This is a genomic window from Rhodanobacter sp. AS-Z3 (assembly GCF_029224025.1).
Taxonomy (GTDB): Bacteria; Pseudomonadota; Gammaproteobacteria; order Xanthomonadales; family Rhodanobacteraceae; genus Rhodanobacter.
This window is the reverse complement of sequence record NZ_CP119392.1, coordinates 532,653-551,460: the sequence shown is the minus strand read 5'-3', so window position 1 is coordinate 551,460 and position 18,808 is coordinate 532,653. Positions and strand designations below refer to the sequence as shown.

Annotated in this window: 20 protein-coding genes; 7 read left to right on the top strand and 13 right to left on the bottom strand. The window is 63.3% G+C overall.

The window, feature by feature from the left end:
• Positions 1-50: 50 nt before the first annotated feature.
• Positions 51-662 carry a 2OG-Fe(II) oxygenase gene (locus tag PY254_RS02380; RefSeq protein ID WP_281013890.1) on the top strand — a complete coding sequence of 204 codons (612 nt, stop codon included), beginning with the start codon at positions 51-53 and terminating at the stop codon, positions 660-662.
• A 14-nt stretch (positions 663-676) separates the two neighbouring features.
• Here the strand turns inward: PY254_RS02380 and PY254_RS02375 are convergent, their stop codons facing one another.
• From PY254_RS02375 to PY254_RS02365, 3 genes are read right to left on the bottom strand one after another with little or no spacing between them, the layout of a single operon-like run.
• Positions 677-1,696 (bottom strand): YheT family hydrolase, encoded by a 1,020-nt coding sequence (locus PY254_RS02375; RefSeq protein WP_281013889.1) that lies wholly within the window; start codon positions 1,694-1,696, stop codon positions 677-679.
• Positions 1,693-2,493 carry a lysophospholipid acyltransferase family protein gene (locus tag PY254_RS02370; protein WP_281013888.1) on the bottom strand — a complete coding sequence of 267 codons (801 nt, stop codon included), beginning with the start codon at positions 2,491-2,493 and terminating at the stop codon, positions 1,693-1,695. The genes PY254_RS02375 and PY254_RS02370 overlap by 4 nt, the downstream gene beginning before the upstream one ends.
• Positions 2,494-2,535: 42 nt before the next feature.
• Positions 2,536-3,012, bottom strand: a complete 477-nt coding sequence (locus PY254_RS02365; RefSeq protein ID WP_281013887.1) for an Lrp/AsnC family transcriptional regulator — start codon at positions 3,010-3,012, stop codon at positions 2,536-2,538.
• Positions 3,013-3,150: 138 nt separating this feature from the next.
• Between PY254_RS02365 and phhA the strand changes: the two genes are divergently transcribed.
• Positions 3,151-4,044, top strand: coding sequence for a phenylalanine 4-monooxygenase (phhA, locus tag PY254_RS02360; RefSeq protein WP_281013886.1), 894 nt, complete (start codon positions 3,151-3,153; stop codon positions 4,042-4,044).
• Positions 4,045-4,064: 20 nt separating this feature from the next.
• On the opposite strand, the gene PY254_RS02355 is transcribed toward phhA, so the two are convergent.
• From PY254_RS02355 to PY254_RS02325, 7 genes are all read right to left on the bottom strand, one after another.
• A complete protein-coding gene (locus PY254_RS02355) occupies positions 4,065-4,748 on the bottom strand; it encodes an RES family NAD+ phosphorylase (RefSeq protein ID WP_281013885.1) in 684 nt (227 codons plus the stop codon).
• A 94-nt stretch (positions 4,749-4,842) separates the two neighbouring features.
• On the bottom strand, positions 4,843-5,256 hold the full coding sequence (locus PY254_RS02350) for an MbcA/ParS/Xre antitoxin family protein (protein WP_281013884.1): 414 nt from the start codon (positions 5,254-5,256) through the stop codon (positions 4,843-4,845).
• A gap of 76 nt (positions 5,257-5,332) precedes the next feature.
• Positions 5,333-7,123 (bottom strand): DUF885 domain-containing protein, encoded by a 1,791-nt coding sequence (locus PY254_RS02345; protein ID WP_281015135.1) that lies wholly within the window; start codon positions 7,121-7,123, stop codon positions 5,333-5,335.
• 130 nt (positions 7,124-7,253) lie between these two features.
• On the bottom strand, positions 7,254-7,958 hold the full coding sequence (locus PY254_RS02340; RefSeq protein ID WP_281013883.1) for a helix-turn-helix transcriptional regulator: 705 nt from the start codon (positions 7,956-7,958) through the stop codon (positions 7,254-7,256).
• A 60-nt stretch (positions 7,959-8,018) separates the two neighbouring features.
• Positions 8,019-8,648 (bottom strand): glutathione S-transferase family protein, encoded by a 630-nt coding sequence (locus PY254_RS02335; protein ID WP_281013882.1) that lies wholly within the window; start codon positions 8,646-8,648, stop codon positions 8,019-8,021.
• Entirely contained in the window at positions 8,648-8,842 is a 195-nt protein-coding gene (locus PY254_RS02330; RefSeq protein WP_281013881.1) for a hypothetical protein, read from the bottom strand. Before PY254_RS02330 ends, PY254_RS02335 begins: the two co-directional genes overlap by 1 nt.
• A 10-nt stretch (positions 8,843-8,852) precedes the next feature.
• Positions 8,853-9,461 carry a DJ-1/PfpI family protein gene (locus tag PY254_RS02325; protein WP_281013880.1) on the bottom strand — a complete coding sequence of 203 codons (609 nt, stop codon included), beginning with the start codon at positions 9,459-9,461 and terminating at the stop codon, positions 8,853-8,855.
• 163 nt (positions 9,462-9,624) lie between these two features.
• Between PY254_RS02325 and PY254_RS02320 the strand changes: the two genes are divergently transcribed.
• From PY254_RS02320 to PY254_RS02305, 4 genes are all read left to right on the top strand, one after another.
• The gene (locus tag PY254_RS02320; RefSeq protein ID WP_281013879.1) at positions 9,625-10,641 is read left to right on the top strand and encodes a class 1 fructose-bisphosphatase; all 1,017 of its coding nucleotides are present in this window, start codon (positions 9,625-9,627) and stop codon (positions 10,639-10,641) included.
• A gap of 32 nt (positions 10,642-10,673) precedes the next feature.
• Complete coding sequence (locus PY254_RS02315) at positions 10,674-11,579, top strand: patatin-like phospholipase family protein (protein WP_281013878.1); 906 nt, start codon at positions 10,674-10,676, stop codon at positions 11,577-11,579.
• Positions 11,580-11,662: 83 nt separating this feature from the next.
• Positions 11,663-13,720, top strand: a complete 2,058-nt coding sequence (locus PY254_RS02310) for a S9 family peptidase (protein ID WP_281013877.1) — start codon at positions 11,663-11,665, stop codon at positions 13,718-13,720.
• A 117-nt stretch (positions 13,721-13,837) separates the two neighbouring features.
• A complete protein-coding gene (locus PY254_RS02305) occupies positions 13,838-15,523 on the top strand; it encodes an ABC1 kinase family protein (RefSeq protein WP_281013876.1) in 1,686 nt (561 codons plus the stop codon).
• An 80-nt stretch (positions 15,524-15,603) separates the two neighbouring features.
• Here the strand turns inward: PY254_RS02305 and PY254_RS02300 are convergent, their stop codons facing one another.
• Positions 15,604-15,780 carry a hypothetical protein gene (locus PY254_RS02300; RefSeq protein ID WP_281013875.1) on the bottom strand — a complete coding sequence of 59 codons (177 nt, stop codon included), beginning with the start codon at positions 15,778-15,780 and terminating at the stop codon, positions 15,604-15,606.
• 116 nt (positions 15,781-15,896) lie between these two features.
• Positions 15,897-16,235, bottom strand: coding sequence for a PRC-barrel domain-containing protein (locus PY254_RS02295; RefSeq protein WP_281013874.1), 339 nt, complete (start codon positions 16,233-16,235; stop codon positions 15,897-15,899).
• A 644-nt stretch (positions 16,236-16,879) separates the two neighbouring features.
• On the opposite strand from PY254_RS02295, the gene PY254_RS02290 reads away from it, so the two are divergent.
• Entirely contained in the window at positions 16,880-17,113 is a 234-nt protein-coding gene (locus PY254_RS02290; protein ID WP_281013873.1) for a hypothetical protein, read from the top strand.
• Positions 17,114-17,130: 17 nt separating this feature from the next.
• On the opposite strand, the gene PY254_RS02285 is transcribed toward PY254_RS02290, so the two are convergent.
• Entirely contained in the window at positions 17,131-18,807 is a 1,677-nt protein-coding gene (locus PY254_RS02285) for an AMP-binding protein (RefSeq protein ID WP_281013872.1), read from the bottom strand.
• Between the last annotated feature and the right edge of the window lies 1 nt (position 18,808).

Below are 18,808 nucleotides of genomic sequence, written 5' to 3'. Positions count from 1 at the left end.
TGGCCTGCTGAGAGACAGTCACCTCGCGGCTCCACGTAGCCAGGCGTCCGATGATTTCCACTTCCTATCTCAGCGATGCCGCGGTCGCTCTGGCCAACGATGGCTGGTGCCTGGTATCCGGGTTTCTGGATGACGCGCAGACGAACGCGCTGGCACAGGAATGTGTGGCGATGCACGATGCCCGGCAACTGCTGCCCGCGCGCACGGGCGCCGACCGCACCGCCTCGGTATTGCGTGGCGACAGCACGCACTGGTTTGCGAGCGAGGCGATGAGCGGGCCGCAGCAGATGTTCACCGATCGCATGGACGAACTGCGTCTGGTACTGGGGCGCGAGCTCATGTTGAGCCTGGTGGATTGCGAGTCGCATTATGCGGTGTACCGACCCGGCGCCGGCTACGCGCGGCATCTCGATCGCCTGCGTGGCAGCGACGCGCGGGTCATCTCGGCGGTGTTCTACCTCAACCGAAACTGGCAAGACACCGACGGCGGGGCGCTGCGGCTATTCCTTGCCGACGGCAGCCACCACGACATCTTTCCGCGCGCCGGTACGTTGCTGTTGTTCCTGTCCGGCATGTACGAACATGAGGTGTTGCCGGCCACCCGCGATCGCATGAGCATCGCCAGCTGGATGCGCCAACGTGCCTTCGACGCGGCGGATTGAATCGCAGCCGCGGCTCAGCCGGCCGGTGTTTCCGCATCGGCAATCGCATTGAAGCGGCCGGCAATATAATCGTCGGAAAAGCTGGTCATGCCCCAGTCGCGGATGAAGCCGCAATGGCCACCGTGATCGGCCAGATCCAGCTCGATGTTGGGCGGCAATTCGAGCTTCTCGAAGCTGCTGACCGGGATTACCGGATCATCGCGGGACGTGAGAATGGTGGCGGGAATCTGCATCGCCTGCATGGCGTCGTCGGCCACCGAATAGCCGTCCAGATATTGCTGCAGGGATTTGAAGTCGGTGTGCCGCAAGACCAGCGATTCAGTCAGCCCGCGCAAATGCTGATTCAGCTCGGACATCTCGAAATACTGGTGTTCGGGAAACGCCTGCTGCTTGGTCAGCAACGAATGGCGCCACTTGCGCATGAAATAGGCCTGGTAAAACCAGGGCGCCGTTTCCTCCAGCGCAAACAGGCCTGCGCCCGGATCGATGATCGGACAGACGGCGAGTACATAGCTCAGCGGGATGCCCAGACGCGGCGTCTGCAAGGCGGCGCGCAACGCGAAGTTGCCACCCAGCGAAAATCCGGCCAACGCCATCGGTCGCGTGGGCCAGCGCTCGGCGATATCACCCAGCGCATGCACCACTTCATCGATGCGGCAGGAGTGGAACAACGCCTCGTTGAGACCGTGGCTGTCGCCGTGGTCGCGAAAATTGAGCCGGAAGATGTCCCAGCCATCACGCAGCAGGCGGCTGCCGGTTTGCAGCACATAAGTGGAGTCGACACTGCCTTCCCAGCCATGGAACAACACCGCCAGGCCACGTGCCTGCGCACGACTGCTTTGCGCGGTATAGGCACCGGACAGGCGTACGCCGCGCCCGCCATCGACGACAACGTGCTCGGCGCCCTTCAAGACCGTTTTGGCCGCCTTCGGCAACAACAGCCGGCGCACGCCACTGGACGACAGCATGGTCTGGACATGACCGCTACGCAGCGGCCAGGGCGGGCGGAAATCCTTGCCGTACAACAGACTCATTCCGGGCGGTCTTCCAGAGCAGCGATGATGCGCTCGCGCGACAACTCGGCCATCCGTCGACGCGCCTCGGGGGTGGACGGTACTGGCGCAAGGAAATGGATTTCCGCGTCCATTGGTGCCGCGCCGAGCATGCGCACGATGTTGGCGAAGAAGCTTTCATGCTCGCGGAAGCCGGCGTCCAGCACGCGCCGCCCGTCACGGGCAAAGCGCAGCGCCACCGGTTGCACGGTGACGTCGGCATCCAGCGCGGCCTGGAAAATCCGCGCATGGAACACTTTCAGTACACCGTTGTAGCCAGTGCCACCTTCGGGGAACACGGCCACCGCGTGGCCTGCCCGCAGGCGCTCGACCATCACTTGCATCACCGCCGACAACGAATGGTTGTTGCCGCGACGATGGAAAATGGTGCCGCCACTGCTCGCCAGCCAGCCAATCAATGGCCACCCGGCAATTTCCGCCTTGGCCACAAAGCAGGCGGCACGCTGGCTGTGCAGCATGGTGATGTCGATCCACGAGGTGTGGTTGGCGACGAACAATACCGGGTCATCTTGCGCCTTGCCGAAGCGGCGCGCGCGCAGACCGAAGATGCGCAGCAAGCCCACCGACCACAACCGCGTCATCCGGTGTGCAAACGGCTCGCGACCGCCTGTCATCACCACTTGCTGGGCCCAGCTCAGCAGCAGACCACACAGCAAGATGCCCAGCACGATATGCAACAGCACCAGCGGCACGCGCCACAGATAGCGCAGCGGGCGCAGCAGGTCGCGTTCGGGCACGGAAGTGGTGTCGATGCTCATGAGCTGGTTAGTTTAGCGTTAGTTTGGCGGCGTCGCAGGCTCTTATCGCTCAAGCTGAGCCAGCGGCAGCGACGGTGACCGTTTCACCGTACGCAGCACGAAGCTTGAATTGACATCGCCGACCCCACTGGCGTTCAACAGATGATCAAGCAGGAAGCGCGAAAAATCCTGCAGGTCGGTCACGTGGACATGCAGCAGATAGTCCATGTCCCCGGTCAGCGCATGGCAGGCGACTACTTCCTCCCACGCGTTCACGCGTTCGACAAAGCTCTCGATCGCGCTGCTTTCATGTTTGGTCAGCTGCACCCGCACAAAGGCCTGCAAACCCAGGCCGACCGCCTGCGGGTCAACCTGCGCGGCGTAGCCGGTGATCACCTTGTCGCCCTCCAGCCGTTGCAGTCGGCGCAGGCACGCCGATGGCGACAGGCTGACCCGCTCGGCCAGCTCGGCGTTGGTGATGCGGCCCTCGCTTTGCAAGACGGCCAACATGCGAAGATCAGTGCGGTCCAGCGTCGTCATGAGCAACAAGCCACCGAATATGTGTGAGTCGACGCAAGGATAGTGCACAAAGTGGGATGTTTCGTACAAGAAGACAACTTTCGTGCGGCGGATTCGCCCTAAGCTGTTGGTCTACCCCAGCGCGCCCGGAGTCAGCCCATGGAAAGCACCACGCCACGCAAGGTCGAACACCAACAGACCGACCGCGGCTACATCCCGGTCTACGCCACCGGTGTGGTGGAGCAGCCGTGGGACAGCTACAGCCAGACCGACCATGAAGTCTGGGACACGCTGTTCAAACGCCAGCGCGAACTGCTGCCCGGCCGCGCCTGCCAGGAATTCATGGATGGCGTGGAGCGCTTCGGCCTCGGCGATGGCGGTATTCCCAAGTTCGCCGATCTGAACAAGGTGCTCGGTGCAACCACCGGCTGGGAGCTGGTCGCGGTCGAAGGCCTGTTGCCGGACGAGGTGTTCTTCGACCATCTGGCCAACCGCCGCTTTCCGGTCAGCTGGTGGATCCGCAAGCCCGACCAGCTCGATTACCTCAGCGAGCCCGACCTGTTCCACGACATGTTCGGCCATGTGCCGCTGTTGCTGAATCCGGTGTTCGCCGACTACATGCAGGCCTATGGTCGTGGCGGCATGAAGGCGTTCGCGATCGGCCCCGAAGCACTGACGAACCTCACGCGCCTGTACTGGTACACCGTCGAATTCGGCCTGATCAACACCGGCGACGGCCTGCGCATCTACGGCGCCGGCATCGTCAGCTCCAAGGGCGAGTCGATCTACAGCCTGGATTCGGCTGCACCGAACCGGATCGGCTTCAACCTGGAGCGCGTGATGAGCACGCGCTACCGCATCGACACCTATCAACAGACCTATTTCGTGATCGAAAACTTCGAGCAGCTGTTCGAAGCCACCGGCCCGGATTTCACCCCGCTCTACGCCAAGCTGCACGAACTGCCGGCACACGCGGCAGGCGACGTGCTCGATACCGATCGCGTATTTACCCGCGGCACCCGCGAGGGCTGGGCGACCAACGCGGATACCTGAGCTGCGCTCGGCTGGGCAAGTCAGCGCCGGAGTTCGGAAACCTCGAGTACCTGCGCAATGCGTTTTCCATCCCAGCGATAGACCAGATGTTTGGCCTGCACGCAAGGTGCGACGACATCCGGAAAGAACGCTGCGATGCATTCGCCACCGACATGCCTGGCACTGTCGAAAACGATTCCGTTGCTGCCCTCGGCGCGCAGTTGGCGGGCCAGCGACACGCTGGCGGCATAGCTGTCTGCCGCCTGTTCGGCCGGCCAGCCACCGCGCAGGTCGTGCAGCTTGCTGTCCAGGCTGGTGCGGTAGCAGCGCATTTGCAATTCACATGCGGGCTCGCTGGTCGCCGCCATGAACTTCTCGCGGTGATATACGGTTTCCTCCACCGCCGTGGCGACGCTGTGCGCCGCATAGAACACGCCCCAACTGCCGTCGGAGAAGCGGCTGCCTTCCGCGTTGAGATGAGTGAACGCGGCCATGACCGGCGTTGAACCGGGTCCGCTGATGCGACGCGCCCAGGGTACCTGTTTCAGCGCGTCAATTTCCTCGCGCAGTCGAGGATTGGTCAGCGCCTCGATGGCGAATAGCGCGTCCATGTCGGCCGGATCGGCGATGCGGTCGTAGACACCGATCGGTGGAAAGCGACTGGGCACGATGCGGTAGGCGTGGCTCCAGCGAACGCGCTTCAGTGGCGGCAGATCAGTCGACATGGGTTATCCGGACTCACTGGTTGCCGCGCGCATGCGGAAAATTGAACGTGTGAACGATCGCAGTGGCCGGTCTCGCTCGCCGCGACGGCACCCCTCAACCGCGTTGCGCATCCAGGTACTGACGCACCACATACAGGTCGGACACGTTGCCGGACAACATGCGCTCCAGCGCCGAATGGCCACCGAACAGCGGCGCCGTATTTGGCCGCTGCAACCAGGCATCGGCCTGGACTGGATCGGGGAACAGGATTTGCAGCGACTTCCAGATACCCAGCAGGTAACTGATGCGCTCCAGCGTGTCACGGCCGAGTACGCCGTCCTGCTGGCGTTTCCACTTGTAGTAGGTGGATTCCGGCGGATCACCGAGCAGCTTGCGCTGATCGGCAATGCGTAACTGCCAGTGTTCGGCGAGCCGGAAGAATGCCCGCAACGCGGGACCGGCCAGCATGGTGGCAGGCTCCACGTAACCCGATGAAGCGTCAGCGATGTGCGCCGGACGAGCAGTCATGGCAAAACTCCCTGCACGAAGTATGAGTTCATATTACTTTATGTGTGAAGTTATCGCCATACGCCAACGGCTGACCTCACGGGGTGGAAGCGGCCTTCGACTTCGCGCAATCGCGGCCAAAGTCCGGCTCTGGACCACCATCGGCAATGAAACGGTCGATGCGTTTCTGCAGCACCGGCAATGGCACCGAACCGGTGGACAACACGGTGTCGTGGAAATGCCTGATATCAAACTTCGCCCCGAGCGCCTGCTCCGCCTTGGCCCGCAGTTCGCGAATCTTCAGGTAGCCCAGCTCGTAGGACAGCGCCTGACCCGGCCAGCTGATGTAGCGATCCACTTCATTGGCGATCTCGCGCGCGGACAACGCCGTATTGACGGTGAGGTAGTCGATCGCCTGTTGGCGCGTCCAGCCCAGGTGATGGATACCGGTGTCGACCACCAGCCGGCAAGCACGCCACATCTGGTAGGTGAGATAGCCGAAACGCTGATAAGGCGTCTTGTAGATGCCCATTTCATTGCCAAGATATTCCGAATACAGACCCCAGCCTTCGCCGTACGCGGAGATGTAGCCGTAGCGGCGGAACGCCGGCAGGTCATGTTGTTCGTTGGCCAGTTCCAGCTGCAGCGCATGGCCGGGATACGACTCATGCAGGGTCAGCGCCGGCATGTTGTACAGCGGCCGCGAAGGCAGGTCGTAGGTGTTGACCAGATAGACGTCCGGACCACCGCGACCGGAGGTGTAGTACGGCGCGATATCGGCCGGCACCGGCTCGATGGTGAAGCGCTGTCGCGGCAGGTGGTCGAAGTAGCGGCCGATCTGGCCATCCACTTCCTTGGCCACCCAGGCGCTGCGCATCAGCAATTCGTCCGGCGACTTCGCATAGAACTGCGGATCGGTGCGCAGGAAATGCAGGAAGTCGGCGAAGCTGCCTTTGAAGTCGGTGTCCTTGATGACGGCGAGCATCTGCGCATGGATCTGGGCCACCTGATCGACACCCATCTGGTGGATCTCGTCGGGGCTGAGGTCGAGCGTGGTGTATTCGCGGATCTGCTGCTGATAGAACGCCTTGCCATCGGGCAGCGCCTCGGCCGCCAGGGTCTTGCGCGCATGCGGCAGGTAGTCCTGGCGGAAGAAAGTAAGCAACTTGGCGTAGGCTGGAATCACCTCGTCGCGAATGCGCCGCAACGCCTGGCCCTGCAGAGCCTGCGCCTGATCAGCGGGCAGCGATGCCGGCAAGTGCTTGAACGGCGCATAGAAACTGCTGGCGGTGGGGTCCTTCAACTCGGCCACCGCCGCGATCGATACATCACGCCCATCCAGCACCGCACGGGGAACCGTGAAGCCGCGCTTCAAGCCGGCACGCATGTTGGTAATCTGCTGGTCGAAATACGGCGCAATCTGGTCAAGCCGGTCAAGGTACTGTTCGTAGTCCTGCTTGCTCAGCAAATGATCGCCACGCAACTCATAGCCGATGTCGGACCAGAACGCGGAATCGCTGTTGAACGGCATCTGCCAGTTCTTGAAGCGCTGATCGGCCACGAAGTTGCGGATCTGCGCGTGGTAGACCTCGTAGTTGACCTGGTTGGCCGGCGACAGTTTTGCCACCTCGACGTCGGCAAGCCGCTTCAGCACGTCACGCCAATACATCAGTCGCTGTTGCTGGCTGCCCGCATCGACCTGATCGAGCCGGCCCTTGTTCGGCTGGGATTCGCCCGACGCGCTGACCCCGGCCTGGCCGGTACGCCACGCCCATTCGTCGTTGTAGATTTTCTCAAAACGCGCATCGGCGCTGAGCTGTGCATCAGCCGCGGGCGCGGTGACATCCGCCGCGTGTAACGGCGGTGCGCCACTGGCCAGCGCAAGCATGGCAAGGCACAGCAGCAAGAGAGGCTTGTTCACACGGGTTCCTTGTAGCGGGATAGCAGCAGTGTTCATCACGAAATGTGATTCAGGCGCCTATCCTCGCTGGCCGGCGACCACATGGCAACGTTGCCACTCAGCTGATGGCGAGATCACCGACACCCACAGCGCGCAAATACGCCGCCAGATTGCGCTGCTCCGATTCGACAAAGACCTCGCCGCTCGCGGCGGTGGTCGCAATCCGGTCGGGCCGGAAGTTGCGGAAGTCCTGTCGCATCCGGCACCACGCGCCGAGCGTCCACTTGCCACCCCAGAACGACAGGCACAGTGGCTCGACCTCACGCGTGCTGGCATTGCCGCCTTCGTCACGGTAGTCCATGCGCAGCACCTGATTGCCGATGATCGCCGCGTGCAGTTGATCGAGCAGGGCGGCAAAGTCATCGCGATACTGGTCGCGCCAGACCGGCGCGAAAATCCGCGTGCGGCTGGCGCGCTCGCGCAACTCTGGCGGCAGCACCGCCTCGATCTTCATCAGCGCTGTCTGAGCGCTATCCGCCAGTCGGGTGCCGGCAAACGCGCGTACGAAGCGCGTGCCGACCACCAAAGCCTCCAGTTCGCTGGCGTTGAACATCAGCGGCGGGATATCCGAGCCCTTGCGCAGCACGTAGCCGACGCCGGCCTCACCCTCGATCGGCACACCAGACAACTGCAGGTCGGCGACATCGCGATAAACCGTACGCAACGAAACGCCGAGGGTCTGCGCCAGCGAACGCGCCTGCAGCGCGGTACGTCGACCGCGCAAGGCATGGATGATGAGGAAAAGCCGGTCCGCTCGACGCATCCGCGCATCATCGCCGGGAAGCGCGATGACGACCAGCGTCGAACGTCACGGCACATCGCATCAGGCGCCCTGCGCTGCCACCAGCGCAATATCCAGCGCCGCCGCGCGCTGCATCGCCGGTCGCGCCAGCACGCGGTCGATATACGCACGGATCACCGGCAATTCCGGTACCAGCTTGAACATCGTGGTCCAGTTCAATGCCGTGCCCCACAGCACATCGGCCGCGCTGAAGCGCTCACCGAGCAGGTAGGGTCCGCGTTCCAGCTGGTCGACCAGGGTCTTGAGCATGGTGTCGAAATCACCGTAGGGCGACAGGGCCAGCGAGGACGCCTCGCGTTGCATCGACTTGTCGACCACCGCCGGCTCGAAGCTCGAGCCGTAGAAAACCAGCCAGCGCAGATAGGGCCCACGCAACGGGTCGCCGATCGGCGGCGCCAGACCGGCCTCGGGATACAGGTCAGCGAGATAGATAAAGACCGCCGGCTGTTCGGTGATCAGCGCATCGCCGTGGAGGATCGCCGGCACCTTGCCCATCGGGTTGATCGCCAGGTACTCGGGCTGACGCTGCTGCCCCGCTTTCAGGTCGAGCAGGTGCAACTCGTAATCGGCCGCCAGTTCTTCGAGCAGGGCACGGGTGCCTGCGGAACGGGTTTGCGGCGAATGAAAGAAGCTGACATGCGGTCGGGTCATCACTTGCTCCGGGGCGGGAAGACGATCTGGGTCAGTGCAGCCAGCAAGCTGCGCTGGCGCGTTTGCGGGGTATCGCTGGTATCCGTCGTGGCTGGCGCTGAGGTTGTGAGCAAACGGTATTGCCCGTCCATCAACAGTGCATGCAGGTACAGCGGACGATAAGCCATCAGCGTGCGGTGCAGCAGCTTGTTCATGAAGATTTCCTCATGCAGCCATCGCTTCGCCGACGCACCATGGCGGCAACTGCGCGTGCTTGAACAGGCCAAACCAGTGTTCGCGGTCGCTCGGGCTGTACAGATCGAGCGTCTGGATCACTTCGCGGGCAAACTCCACACTGCCCAGATGACTGGCGCTGATCACGCCGCCGTCGCTGATCGCCAGCACCTCGCTGTCGTAGTGCGGCGCGCCGGTATACGCGGGCACCTGCGCGCTGATCTGGCCGGGCCAGTTGCCGGTGTGACGGCGCTCATCGAGCAAGCCGGCACGTGCCAGCACCAGCACGCCGCTGTCGATACCGGCGATCACGGCGCCGGCCGCATGCAGCCGACGTATCGCCGCCACCGCCGGCGCACCGTCGCCGCGTTGCCATAAATGGCCGCCGGGAACGATCAGCATGGCGGCGCCAGCGGCATCGAGCTGGTCCAGCGTCATATCGGGCTGAACGCGCAGCCCGCCCATCGAGGTGACCGGTGCCGCGGCAAAGCCCACCGTTCGCACCTGCCAGTCGCCGGGCCGACGGATCTCGCACAAGGCCAGCGCCGCCTGCCAATCCGCGAAACCCTCGAATACCAGGAAATAAACCGTGTTGCGCATGTGTTCTTCCTCCACCTTGGAGGTACAGCTTGGCGGTGGCCTGCTGCCAGCGTGCTGTCAGCAGCATGGCAAAAAGATGACAGAACGACCCGCGAACCGCTTCAGGCTGGCACTGTTCAGCCGGAGCCGGGACAATACACGTTCTCTTTGCCGTGGACCCGACATGAAGCCCATCTCGCTGATCCAGTTCCTGATCGAGGAACGTCGCGCCGGACATATCAACGCCGAACTTTCGTTGCTGATCGAAGTGGTCGCGCGCGCTTGCAAGCGCATTGCGGTAGCCACCGGCAAGGGCGCGCTTGGCGGTGTGCTGGGCGAAGCCGGTACCGGCAACATCCAGGGCGAGGCACAGAAGAAGCTGGACGTGATCTCCAACGAGATCCTGCTGGAGGCCAATGCCTGGGGCGGCCATCTCGCCGCCTGCGCGTCGGAGGAGATGGAGCATCCGCAGCAGATTCCGGACGGCTACCCCAAGGGCCAGCATCTGCTGCTGTTCGATCCGCTGGACGGCTCGTCCAACATCGACGTGAACATTTCGGTCGGCACGATCTTCTCGGTGCTGCGTTGCCCCGACGGCGTGACCGAACCCAAGGCGGAGCACTTCCTGCAGCCGGGCACCACCCAGCTTGCCGCCGGTTACGTGGTGTATGGCCCAGCCACCGTGCTGGTATTGACCTTCGGCCACGGTACCCACGAGTTCACGCTGGATCGTGAAGTGGGCAGCTTCGTGCTGAGCCGGCGCGCCATCCGCATTCCGGAACAGGCCAGCGAATTCGCCATCAATATGTCGAATCAGCGCCACTGGCAGGCACCAATGCAGCGCTATATCGGCGAACTGCTGGCCGGCAAGAGCGGCCCGCGCGGCAAGGATTTCAACATGCGCTGGGTGGCCTCGATGGTCGCCGACGTGCACCGCATCGTGACTCGCGGCGGCGTGTTCTATTACCCGCTTGACGCGAAGATCGCCGAACAGGGCGGCAAGCTGCGCATCATGTACGAGGCCAACCCGATGGCCTTCATCATCGAGCAGGCCGGCGGCGTGGCGACCACCGGTCGCCAGCGGATCATGGACGTCCAGCCGACCGGCCTGCATCAGCGCGTGCCGGTGTTCCTCGGCTCCAAGCACGAGGTGGAACTGGCCACGCGCTATCACCTGGAAGCGGACGCCGCGCAGGGCTGATGCCACTGCCTGCCATCCCGATGCCCATACGCATGTCTCTTCGTCGCCTGCTGCCGCTGCTCGCCACACTCGTGTTGAGTGGCTGTTTCCATGTCAGCAACCCTGTGCCCGTCGCGCCGCCGCCAGCGGCACCGGTGAAGCTCAAGATCGGCCTCGCCCTCGGCGGCGGTGCGGCGAAAGGCTTCGCGCACATCGGCGTGATCAAGATGCTGGAAGCCAGCGGCATCCACCCGGATGTGGTGGCTGGCACCAGCGCCGGCAGCGTGGTCGGTGCCTTGTACGCCAGCGGCATGGATGCGTTCGCGTTGCAGCAGACGGCGGTTGGCCTGGACGAGGCGAAGATCCGCGACGTGCGCCTGTTCTCCGGCGGGCTGGTGCAGGGCCAGGCCTTGCAGGATTACGTCAACGCGATGGTGCACAAGCAGCCGATTGAACAATTGAAGATACCGTTCGCCGCGGTATCCACCGAACTCGAAACGGGCAAGCGCACGGTCTTCATGCGGGGCAACACCGGTCGCGCGGTGCGCGCGTCGTCGAGCATTCCCGGTGTGTTCGAGCCGGTGGAAATTCACGGCAAGCACTATGTCGATGGCGGCGTGGTCAGCCCGATTCCGGTGGACGCGGCGCGCCAGCTCGGCGCCGATTTCGTGATCGCCGTGGACATCTCCGCGGCACCGAACGGAACCAACCCGCAAGACATGATGGGCATTGTCGGGCAGTCGATCGACATCATGGGCCGGCAGCTGGCGGCGCAAGAAAGTGCGCGCGCCGACGTGGTGATCCGACCCGACTTGCGCGGCATCGGCGCCACCGATTTCGAGCAGAAGAACCAGGCCATCATGGCGGGCGAGCAGGCCACGCTGGCAGCGATTCCGCTTATCCGCAGCAAACTTGCGGCGCTGGCCGCAGCACGGCAGGCGAACACCGTCACGCCATGATTCGGCGCAGTCGTGACATTGAGCACTTGGCAGCGGAGACAACAGGCTTGTAGCGTGAGGATTTCCCCCGCCGGAAGCCTGCCATGCTGAAACGCATAACCTTGTCCGCCCCCATTCTGGTGCTTGGCCTTGCGCTGGCGCCCAGCGCGCAAGCCGATTCGCCCACAATCGACCCGCGCATCGAACAAGTACTGACTGAACTGGGCAAGGCGCAGTCGATCGAGGCGGTGGCACTGTCGCCGGACGGCAAGCAGCTGGCGTGGGTGATCGAACGCAGCGGCAAGCCGGCGATCGAAGTAGCCGACGCCGACGGCCGTCATGCACATCCGATCGGTGCGATCGGTACACCGGGTAGCTGTGCCGAATCCGGCATCGCCTGGTCGCCCGATTCGCGCCAGCTTGCCTTCATTGCCAACTGCAAGGTCGATCTCACCAGCACCAAGGCCATGCAGAACGCCGTCTATCTCAGCGACGGCAGCAGCACCTCGGCGCCCAAACGGCTGGCCGAACTGTCCGGCTATGTACGTTCCTTGCAGTGGACCGATGACGGCAAGTCACTGGGTTTCCTCTATGTGCCGGGTGCGACCCGACGGGCCAGCGCCACGGCCGCGGCGAAGCCATCGGTTGGCGAAATCGGGGTGACGGGCGTGGAAGTGCAACGCGTGGCCAGTCTCGACGTGGCCAGCGGCGCACTGCGCGAACTCACCCCCGCCAACCTGTATGCCTACGAGTTCGATTGGTCGCCGGATGGTTCGCGGATCGCCTATACCGCGGCGCAGCCGCCGGGCGACAACAACTGGTGGATCGCCAAGCTCTATATGCAGAGTGCGCAGCCCGATGCTGCCGCGAAGGTGCTGGTCGATGCTTCGGACAGCAGCAGCGGTTCCCTGCATGGATTGCAGATCGCGCTGCCGCGCTGGTCACCTGACAGTTCACGGATCGCCTTTATCGGCGGCCTGATGAGCGATCAGGGCGCCACCGGTGGCGACATCTATGCGGTGCCGGCCAACGGTGGTTCGCTGGTCAACCTCACCCCGGATATCCGCGTCACGCCATCGTGGCTGCGCTGGACCGGCACGCAGTCGATGCTGGTCGCACAAGTCAGCAACGGCCAGAGCCAGCTCGCCGACTACGCCGTTTCTGCCACGCGCGCGCAACAGCAGCGCGTGCACTTCACCGTGCCGGCCAGCGTCAGCGACGGCAGTGCGTCGATGGCGATGTCGTTGTCGGCCGACCGCAAGCACATCGCGTTCCTGCAAAGCTCGTACGCCAGTGCTGCCGAGGTGCATGGCGGCGCGCTGGGCAACACGCCGCCACCCGCGGTGACTTCCTTCAACGCCGCGCTGAAGCCGAGCTGGGGCAAGGCCGAATCGGTCGAGTGGAACAACGAAGGCTTCCACGTGCAGGGTTGGCTGTTGTATCCGGCCAACTACGATGCGAAGAAAACCTACCCGATGGTGGTGGTTGTCCACGGCGGTCCGTCGAGTGCGGTGATTCCGCGCTGGCCCGGCGTGGGCTACGGCGCGGCGCCGTTGTCCGCGCTGGGCTATTTCGTGTTCCAGCCCAATCCGCGTGGCAGCTTCGGCCAGGGCGAGAAGTACGTGCAGGCCAACCGCAAGGACTTCGGCTACGGCGACTTGCGCGACGTGCTGGCTGGCGTCGATGCGGTGGAAAAGAAAGTGCCGGTGGACGACAAGCGGCTTGGCCTTACCGGCTGGAGCTACGGCGGCTTCATGAGCATGTTCGCGCCGACCCAGACCCAGCGCTTCAGCGCCGTGGTGGCCGGTGCCGGCATCTCCAACTGGCAGAGTTATTACGGCCAGAACCTGATCGACCAGTGGATGCCGCCGTTCTTCGGCGCCACCGTGTATGACGATCCAGCGGTCTACGCGAAGAGCTCGGCGATCACCTTCATCAAACAGGTGAAGACCCCGATGCTGATCGTGGTCGGTGACCGCGACGCCGAATGTCCGGCACCACAATCGTTCGAGATGTGGCATGCGCTGCGTGCCGAGGGCGTACCGACGTCGCTGGTGGTGTATCCGAACGAAGGCCATCACTTCGTCGATCCGGCACACCAGCGCGATGTGCTGCAACGGGCGCTGGCATGGTTCGGAAAATATCTTCCCGCCGGTCGGTAGTCGCCACACCGGCCGGTAGTACCGCGTTCAAGCTTCGGTCTTGACGCGGTATTGCCGCACCAACCGGCAGGATTCCCCCACGAACAACCGGACTGAACCGGACGGGGGATTTGCACCATGAGTGAGCACGCCAGCCTTTCACGCTACGCGCAGATCGGCGCGTTCCTGCTGCGCTACCGACGGGCCGGCCTGTTCGATGGGCTGGATCTGGATGTGCAGGAAACTACATTGGCCGAGCAGGCCAGTCAGGTTCCGGCCGGCCGGCCGGAGCAATTCGTGGACGATCTCGAAGCGCTCGGCCCCACCTTCATCAAGATCGGCCAGGCACTTTCAACGCGTCCAGACATGATCCCGCCAGCCTACATGTCCGCGCTGGAGCGCATGCAGGACGACGTGGTACCGGTGCCGGTCGAGCAGGTGCGCGCGCTGGTGGAACAGGAACTGGGCGCACGCATCGCCACGCTTTTCAGCAACTTCGATGACGAACCGCTGGCTGCCGGATCGATCGCTCAGGTACACGCCGCGACCCTGCGCGATGGTCGCGCGGTGGTGGTAAAAGTACAGCGACCGGGCATCGCGCAAACGCTGCGCGAAGACCTCGCGATTCTGGACAAGCTCGCTGGTGCCGCGGAGAAGATGACTGAGATGGGCCGGCGCTATGGCTTTGTCGATTGGGTCAGCGAGCTGCGCCACAGCCTTGCCAATGAAATCGATTTCGAGCTGGAAGCGGACAACCTGCGACGCTTCGCCGCCAACCTGAAGTGCTATCCGCGACTATTCGTACCGCAGCCGGTGGAGGATTTCACGACCACCCGTGTGCTCACCATGGATCGCGTGCGCGGGGTCAAGGTCACCCACATACCGTCGCTGCGGCGCATCGAGCAACCGATGGGCGCCGAGGCGGCCGAGCTGATGCGTGCTTACCTGGACCAGGTGTTCGTACACGGTCTGGTTCACGCCGACCCTCATCCGGGCAACGTGCTGCTGATGGATGACCAGCGACTGGCCTTGTTTGACCTGGGCATGGTCGCGCGGCTAACCCCGCGAACCCGTCGCCATCTGCTCAAACTTCTGTTGGGCGCAATCGGCGGCAACGCGGATCAGGTCGGTGAGATTAGTGAGTCGATGGGCACCCAACTCGAGGATTTCCAGCACGGCACCTACCGTCGGCAACTCGACCAACTGGTCTCCAGCTATGTGGGGTTCCAGGGTGCCAAGCGAGGCTTCTCCGAAGGACGCCTGGTGCTGGAGTTGGCTCGGGTCGGTGCGGCCTGCGGTCTGCGTCCGCCGCCGGAACTGAGCGTTCTAGGGAAAACCCTGCTTAATCTGGAAGCCGTCACCAACGCGCTGGATCCGCAACTCGACGTTCGCAGCCTGGTCGAAGAACATTTGCAACAGGTGTTACGGCAACAGGCGCTGGACTCGATGTCGCCGGCGAACCTGGCCAGCGAATGGCTGGACATGCAGGAACTGGCGCGACACACGCCGCAGCACATGGCGGCGATTCTGCGCACCCTGGCCGAGAATCGTCTGCGCGTGCGCATCGAGGGACTGGAAGAGTCGCGCATGATGGAAAGCATGCAGAAAATTGCCAACCGTGTGGCCACCGGCATCATCATCGCCGCGCTGGTGGTGGGTGCCGCGCTGGTCAAAGGCAGTGACGATGGCGGCCGGTGGCTCGGCCTGCCCTACCTGTCGGTGATCTTTCTAGCGGTAGCGGCGGTGCTGGGAGTAAACCTCATGATCAGCGCGCTGCGGCGCGATCGCAAGGTGGAACGAGCAGCCGATCGCGAAACCGACTGATCAGCGTCATCAGGAAAACCCAAGGGGATATTCCGACCCCATGGGTTTATCCATGCACTCGAGTTGATCGTTACACGCGATTACTCGGGCGGATCTTTGCGACGGGTTTTGGTTACTGCGCCGAGGATACCGGCACCAAGCAACACCACCGCTCCGGCAACAATCCATTGGTTCGGTACATGCATCATCACAGCGACGTAGACCAGCCCGCCGATAATGATGATCATGCCAATCAGGTATATCGCGAATGAGGACATGGAAGGCTCCTGTGCAAAGTCGACGCGCCGTTACGGCGCGTCGACGGGAGTGCACATTTCAACCGATCAGTACTCATCGGCCCGTGAAGGCTGGCGTCAGGGACGCCAGCCATGGCTTAGCGGTAGTAGCCGCGCAGCTGGTCGGCGAAGCTCGGATCGGCGAAGTTCGGCCAATGGTCCTTGTCAAAGCCCGGGGCATCCTTCAGGCGATCCTTGCTGACGTTGAGTATCAGGCACTTGTTTTCGCCATCAACGGCCAGTGATTCCCACGGCACGGCAAACAGCTTGTCGCCCATGCCAAGAACGCCACCGAACGACAACACGGCGTAGGCCACCTTGCCGGTCGAGGTGTCGATCATGATGTCCTTCAGATCGCCCAGCGAGTCGCCCTGCGGGTTCTTGATGGCATCGCCGGACAGCGTGGACGAAGAAAGAAAGCGGGGTGCAGTAGTCATGGAATCTCCTTGGGGGAAACGCACGGCAAGTTTCGGCTGCCGTGCTGTTGGGGTGCAGACACCTTGCCGCGTGCGGAGTGAACTTGGAGTGCGCGCAGCAACCCCAATGATCCACGCGGAGTTAACGAAGTCCGCGGTGGAAACGATCGGCCCACCTCAGAACAACTCGTCCGGTGACGAAGCTTGGCGCGGTGGTACCAAACGCAAGGTCTCCGATTGCAACTGACGAACGTGCGCCAAAACTTGCTTGCTGCAGGCCAGTTCAAGGCGACAGCGCTACCGGTCGGCAAACACGCAAGGCCCAGGCGGGCGACTGACGAGGCCGCTGTCCTCGTCACCGTCGCCATGCATCTGTTGGGTCAACACATCACGTGTTGGGCACGCTGTGGCGAAGGGGTTCGGAACGGGCTTCGGGGTTCGACGCCGCGCCGCGTCCCTTGTGCAGCCACATAGCGACGCTTGCAACGGAGGGATCGGCGAAAGGCGAGATGCCCATCTGCAGCGCATCGGGCCTCCGGATCTCGGACCTGTCGACACCACGCCACAACGTGATCGGCTGCGCGCCATGCAGGCATCCGCAGCGCTATCATCTGCTCGTCCGGTCGCCATCTGGCGACGCTCATCCCACTCGCCGGAGCCTGCCCATGCGCTGGTTGCTGCTCGCCTCCACCGTGTTCGCTTTCGTGCTGTGTTTCACCCGCCACAGTGCCGGTGCGTGGGGTTTCTGGATGTTGGTCGGCCTGCTTGGCGTGTTCGCCTGCGTGCTGGCTTTCGTGCAGGCGCGCATCGACGGCAACGCACGCGAAGACACACTGTCGGAATACGATCTCAAACGTCTGCGCGAGGGCAAGCCGCCGCTCAAGCACGGCCAGTCGTAAGCAGCCAGCCGGGTCGCTCAGGCGCTGGCTTCTGCCGCCATGGCCTCGCGCATCAGATATTTCTGCACCTTGCCAGTCACCGTCATCGGGAATGCCTCAACAAAGCGTACGTAGTGCGGCACCTTGTAATAGGCCAGATGGTGGCGGCAATAATTCTGGATCTCCGCCACGCTCGCCTCGCTGCCTTCGCGCAGTTGTATCCATGCGCACACCTGCTCGCCGAGTTTCGGGTCGGGCACGCCGAACACCTGCACGTCCTGGATTTTTGGATGGCTGTAGAGGAATTCCTCGATTTCGCGGGGATACACGTTCTCGCCGCCACGAATGATCATGTCTTTGAGCCGACCGACGATGCTGCAATAGCCATCCTCATCGATCACGGCCAGGTCGCCGGTATGCATCCAGCCCGCTTCGTCGATAACCTCGTCGGTGCGCACCGGGTCTTCCCAATAACCCAGCATCACCGAATAGCCACGCGTGCACAGCTCGCCGGGGACGCCGCGCGGCACCACGCAGCCGGCTTCGTCGACCAGCTTCACTTCGAGGTGCGGCTGAATGCGGCCGACGCTGTCGACACGCCGCTCCAGCGGATCGTCGGGCACCGTCTGGAAGCTCACCGGGCTGGTCTCGGTCATGCCGTAGGCAATGGTGACCTGGTCCATGTGCATCTCGTGGACGACCCGACGCATGACCTCGCTGGGGCATGGCGAACCGGCCATGATGCCGGTGCGCAGCGAGCTCAGATCGAACTCGGCGAAGCGCGGATGTTCCAATTCGGCAATGAACATGGTCGGCACGCCATGCAGGCCAGTACATTTTTCCTCGGCCACGCATTCCAGCGTAGTCAACGGATCGAAACCCTCGCCCGGTATCACCATGCAGGCACCATGCGTGACACAGGCCAGGTTGCCCAGCACCATGCCGAAGCAGTGGTAGAACGGCACCGGTATGCAGAGGCGATCGGAGTCGGTGAGGCGCATCGCCTCGCCGATGAACCAGCCGTTGTTGACGATGTTGTGGTGGGTCAGCGTGGCGCCCTTGGGCGCACCGGTGGTGCCGGAGGTGAACTGGATATTCACGGCATCATCGAAATTCAGGGTGGTCTCCAGCGCGTGCAGGCGAGCCAGCGCCGCCGCATCGCTCAGTGCCGCCAGCTGACTCCAGTTGCGCGTACCGGGCTCGGCCTGCGCATCCAGCAGGATCACTTCACGCAAAGTGGGCAACCGTGCTGCCTGCAACTCGCCTGGTGAACAGGCGGCCATTTCCGGTGCCAACTCGGTGAGCATCGCCAGGTACTGCGAGGTCTTGAAGCGACGCGGCAACACCAGCGCACGGCAGCCAACCTTGTTCAAGGCGTATTCCAGCTCGTGCGCGCGATAAGCCGGGTTGATGTTGACCAGGATCAGCCCGGCCTTGGGCGCGGCAAACTGCAGCACGACCCACTCGGCTCGATTCGGCGCCCAGATGCCGATGCGATCGCCGCGCTCCAGCCCCAGCACCAGCAGGCCGGCGGCGACCCGTTCCACTTCGGCGTGAAATTGCCGGTAGTTCAGCCGCACACCCTGCGCGCGTACCACCAGCGCCTGATGCTCGGGATAGCGCGCCGTCACCCGATTCAACAAACTGCCGATGGTGTCGCCCAGCAGGGGCTGCGTACTGACACCGTGCACGTAGCTTGGCTTGGCGGTCGCCATG

What these genes read in the sequence shown, in the direction of transcription:
- PY254_RS02300 (WP_281013875.1), bottom strand. Translation starts at nt 15,780, where the DNA reads ATGTCCTCATTCGCGATATACCTGATTGGCATGATCATCATTATCGGC.
- PY254_RS02305 (WP_281013876.1), top strand. Translation starts at nt 13,838, where the DNA reads ATGAGTGAGCACGCCAGCCTTTCACGCTACGCGCAGATCGGCGCGTTC.
- PY254_RS02355 (WP_281013885.1), bottom strand. Translation starts at nt 4,748, where the DNA reads ATGTCGACTGATCTGCCGCCACTGAAGCGCGTTCGCTGGAGCCACGCC.
- PY254_RS02370 (WP_281013888.1), bottom strand. Translation starts at nt 2,493, where the DNA reads ATGAGCATCGACACCACTTCCGTGCCCGAACGCGACCTGCTGCGCCCG.
- PY254_RS02335 (WP_281013882.1), bottom strand. Translation starts at nt 8,648, where the DNA reads ATGACCCGACCGCATGTCAGCTTCTTTCATTCGCCGCAAACCCGTTCC.
- PY254_RS02285 (WP_281013872.1), bottom strand. Translation starts at nt 18,807, where the DNA reads ATGGCGACCGCCAAGCCAAGCTACGTGCACGGTGTCAGTACGCAGCCC.
- PY254_RS02315 (WP_281013878.1), top strand. Translation starts at nt 10,674, where the DNA reads ATGTCTCTTCGTCGCCTGCTGCCGCTGCTCGCCACACTCGTGTTGAGT.
- phhA (WP_281013886.1), top strand. Translation starts at nt 3,151, where the DNA reads ATGGAAAGCACCACGCCACGCAAGGTCGAACACCAACAGACCGACCGC.
- PY254_RS02310 (WP_281013877.1), top strand. Translation starts at nt 11,663, where the DNA reads ATGCTGAAACGCATAACCTTGTCCGCCCCCATTCTGGTGCTTGGCCTT.
- PY254_RS02320 (WP_281013879.1), top strand. Translation starts at nt 9,625, where the DNA reads ATGAAGCCCATCTCGCTGATCCAGTTCCTGATCGAGGAACGTCGCGCC.
- PY254_RS02325 (WP_281013880.1), bottom strand. Translation starts at nt 9,461, where the DNA reads ATGCGCAACACGGTTTATTTCCTGGTATTCGAGGGTTTCGCGGATTGG.
- PY254_RS02380 (WP_281013890.1), top strand. Translation starts at nt 51, where the DNA reads ATGATTTCCACTTCCTATCTCAGCGATGCCGCGGTCGCTCTGGCCAAC.
- PY254_RS02340 (WP_281013883.1), bottom strand. Translation starts at nt 7,958, where the DNA reads ATGCGTCGAGCGGACCGGCTTTTCCTCATCATCCATGCCTTGCGCGGT.
- PY254_RS02295 (WP_281013874.1), bottom strand. Translation starts at nt 16,235, where the DNA reads ATGACTACTGCACCCCGCTTTCTTTCTTCGTCCACGCTGTCCGGCGAT.
- PY254_RS02290 (WP_281013873.1), top strand. Translation starts at nt 16,880, where the DNA reads ATGCGCTGGTTGCTGCTCGCCTCCACCGTGTTCGCTTTCGTGCTGTGT.
- PY254_RS02350 (WP_281013884.1), bottom strand. Translation starts at nt 5,256, where the DNA reads ATGACTGCTCGTCCGGCGCACATCGCTGACGCTTCATCGGGTTACGTG.
- PY254_RS02330 (WP_281013881.1), bottom strand. Translation starts at nt 8,842, where the DNA reads ATGAACAAGCTGCTGCACCGCACGCTGATGGCTTATCGTCCGCTGTAC.
- PY254_RS02365 (WP_281013887.1), bottom strand. Translation starts at nt 3,012, where the DNA reads ATGACGACGCTGGACCGCACTGATCTTCGCATGTTGGCCGTCTTGCAA.
- PY254_RS02345 (WP_281015135.1), bottom strand. Translation starts at nt 7,123, where the DNA reads ATGCTTGCGCTGGCCAGTGGCGCACCGCCGTTACACGCGGCGGATGTC.
- PY254_RS02375 (WP_281013889.1), bottom strand. Translation starts at nt 1,696, where the DNA reads ATGAGTCTGTTGTACGGCAAGGATTTCCGCCCGCCCTGGCCGCTGCGT.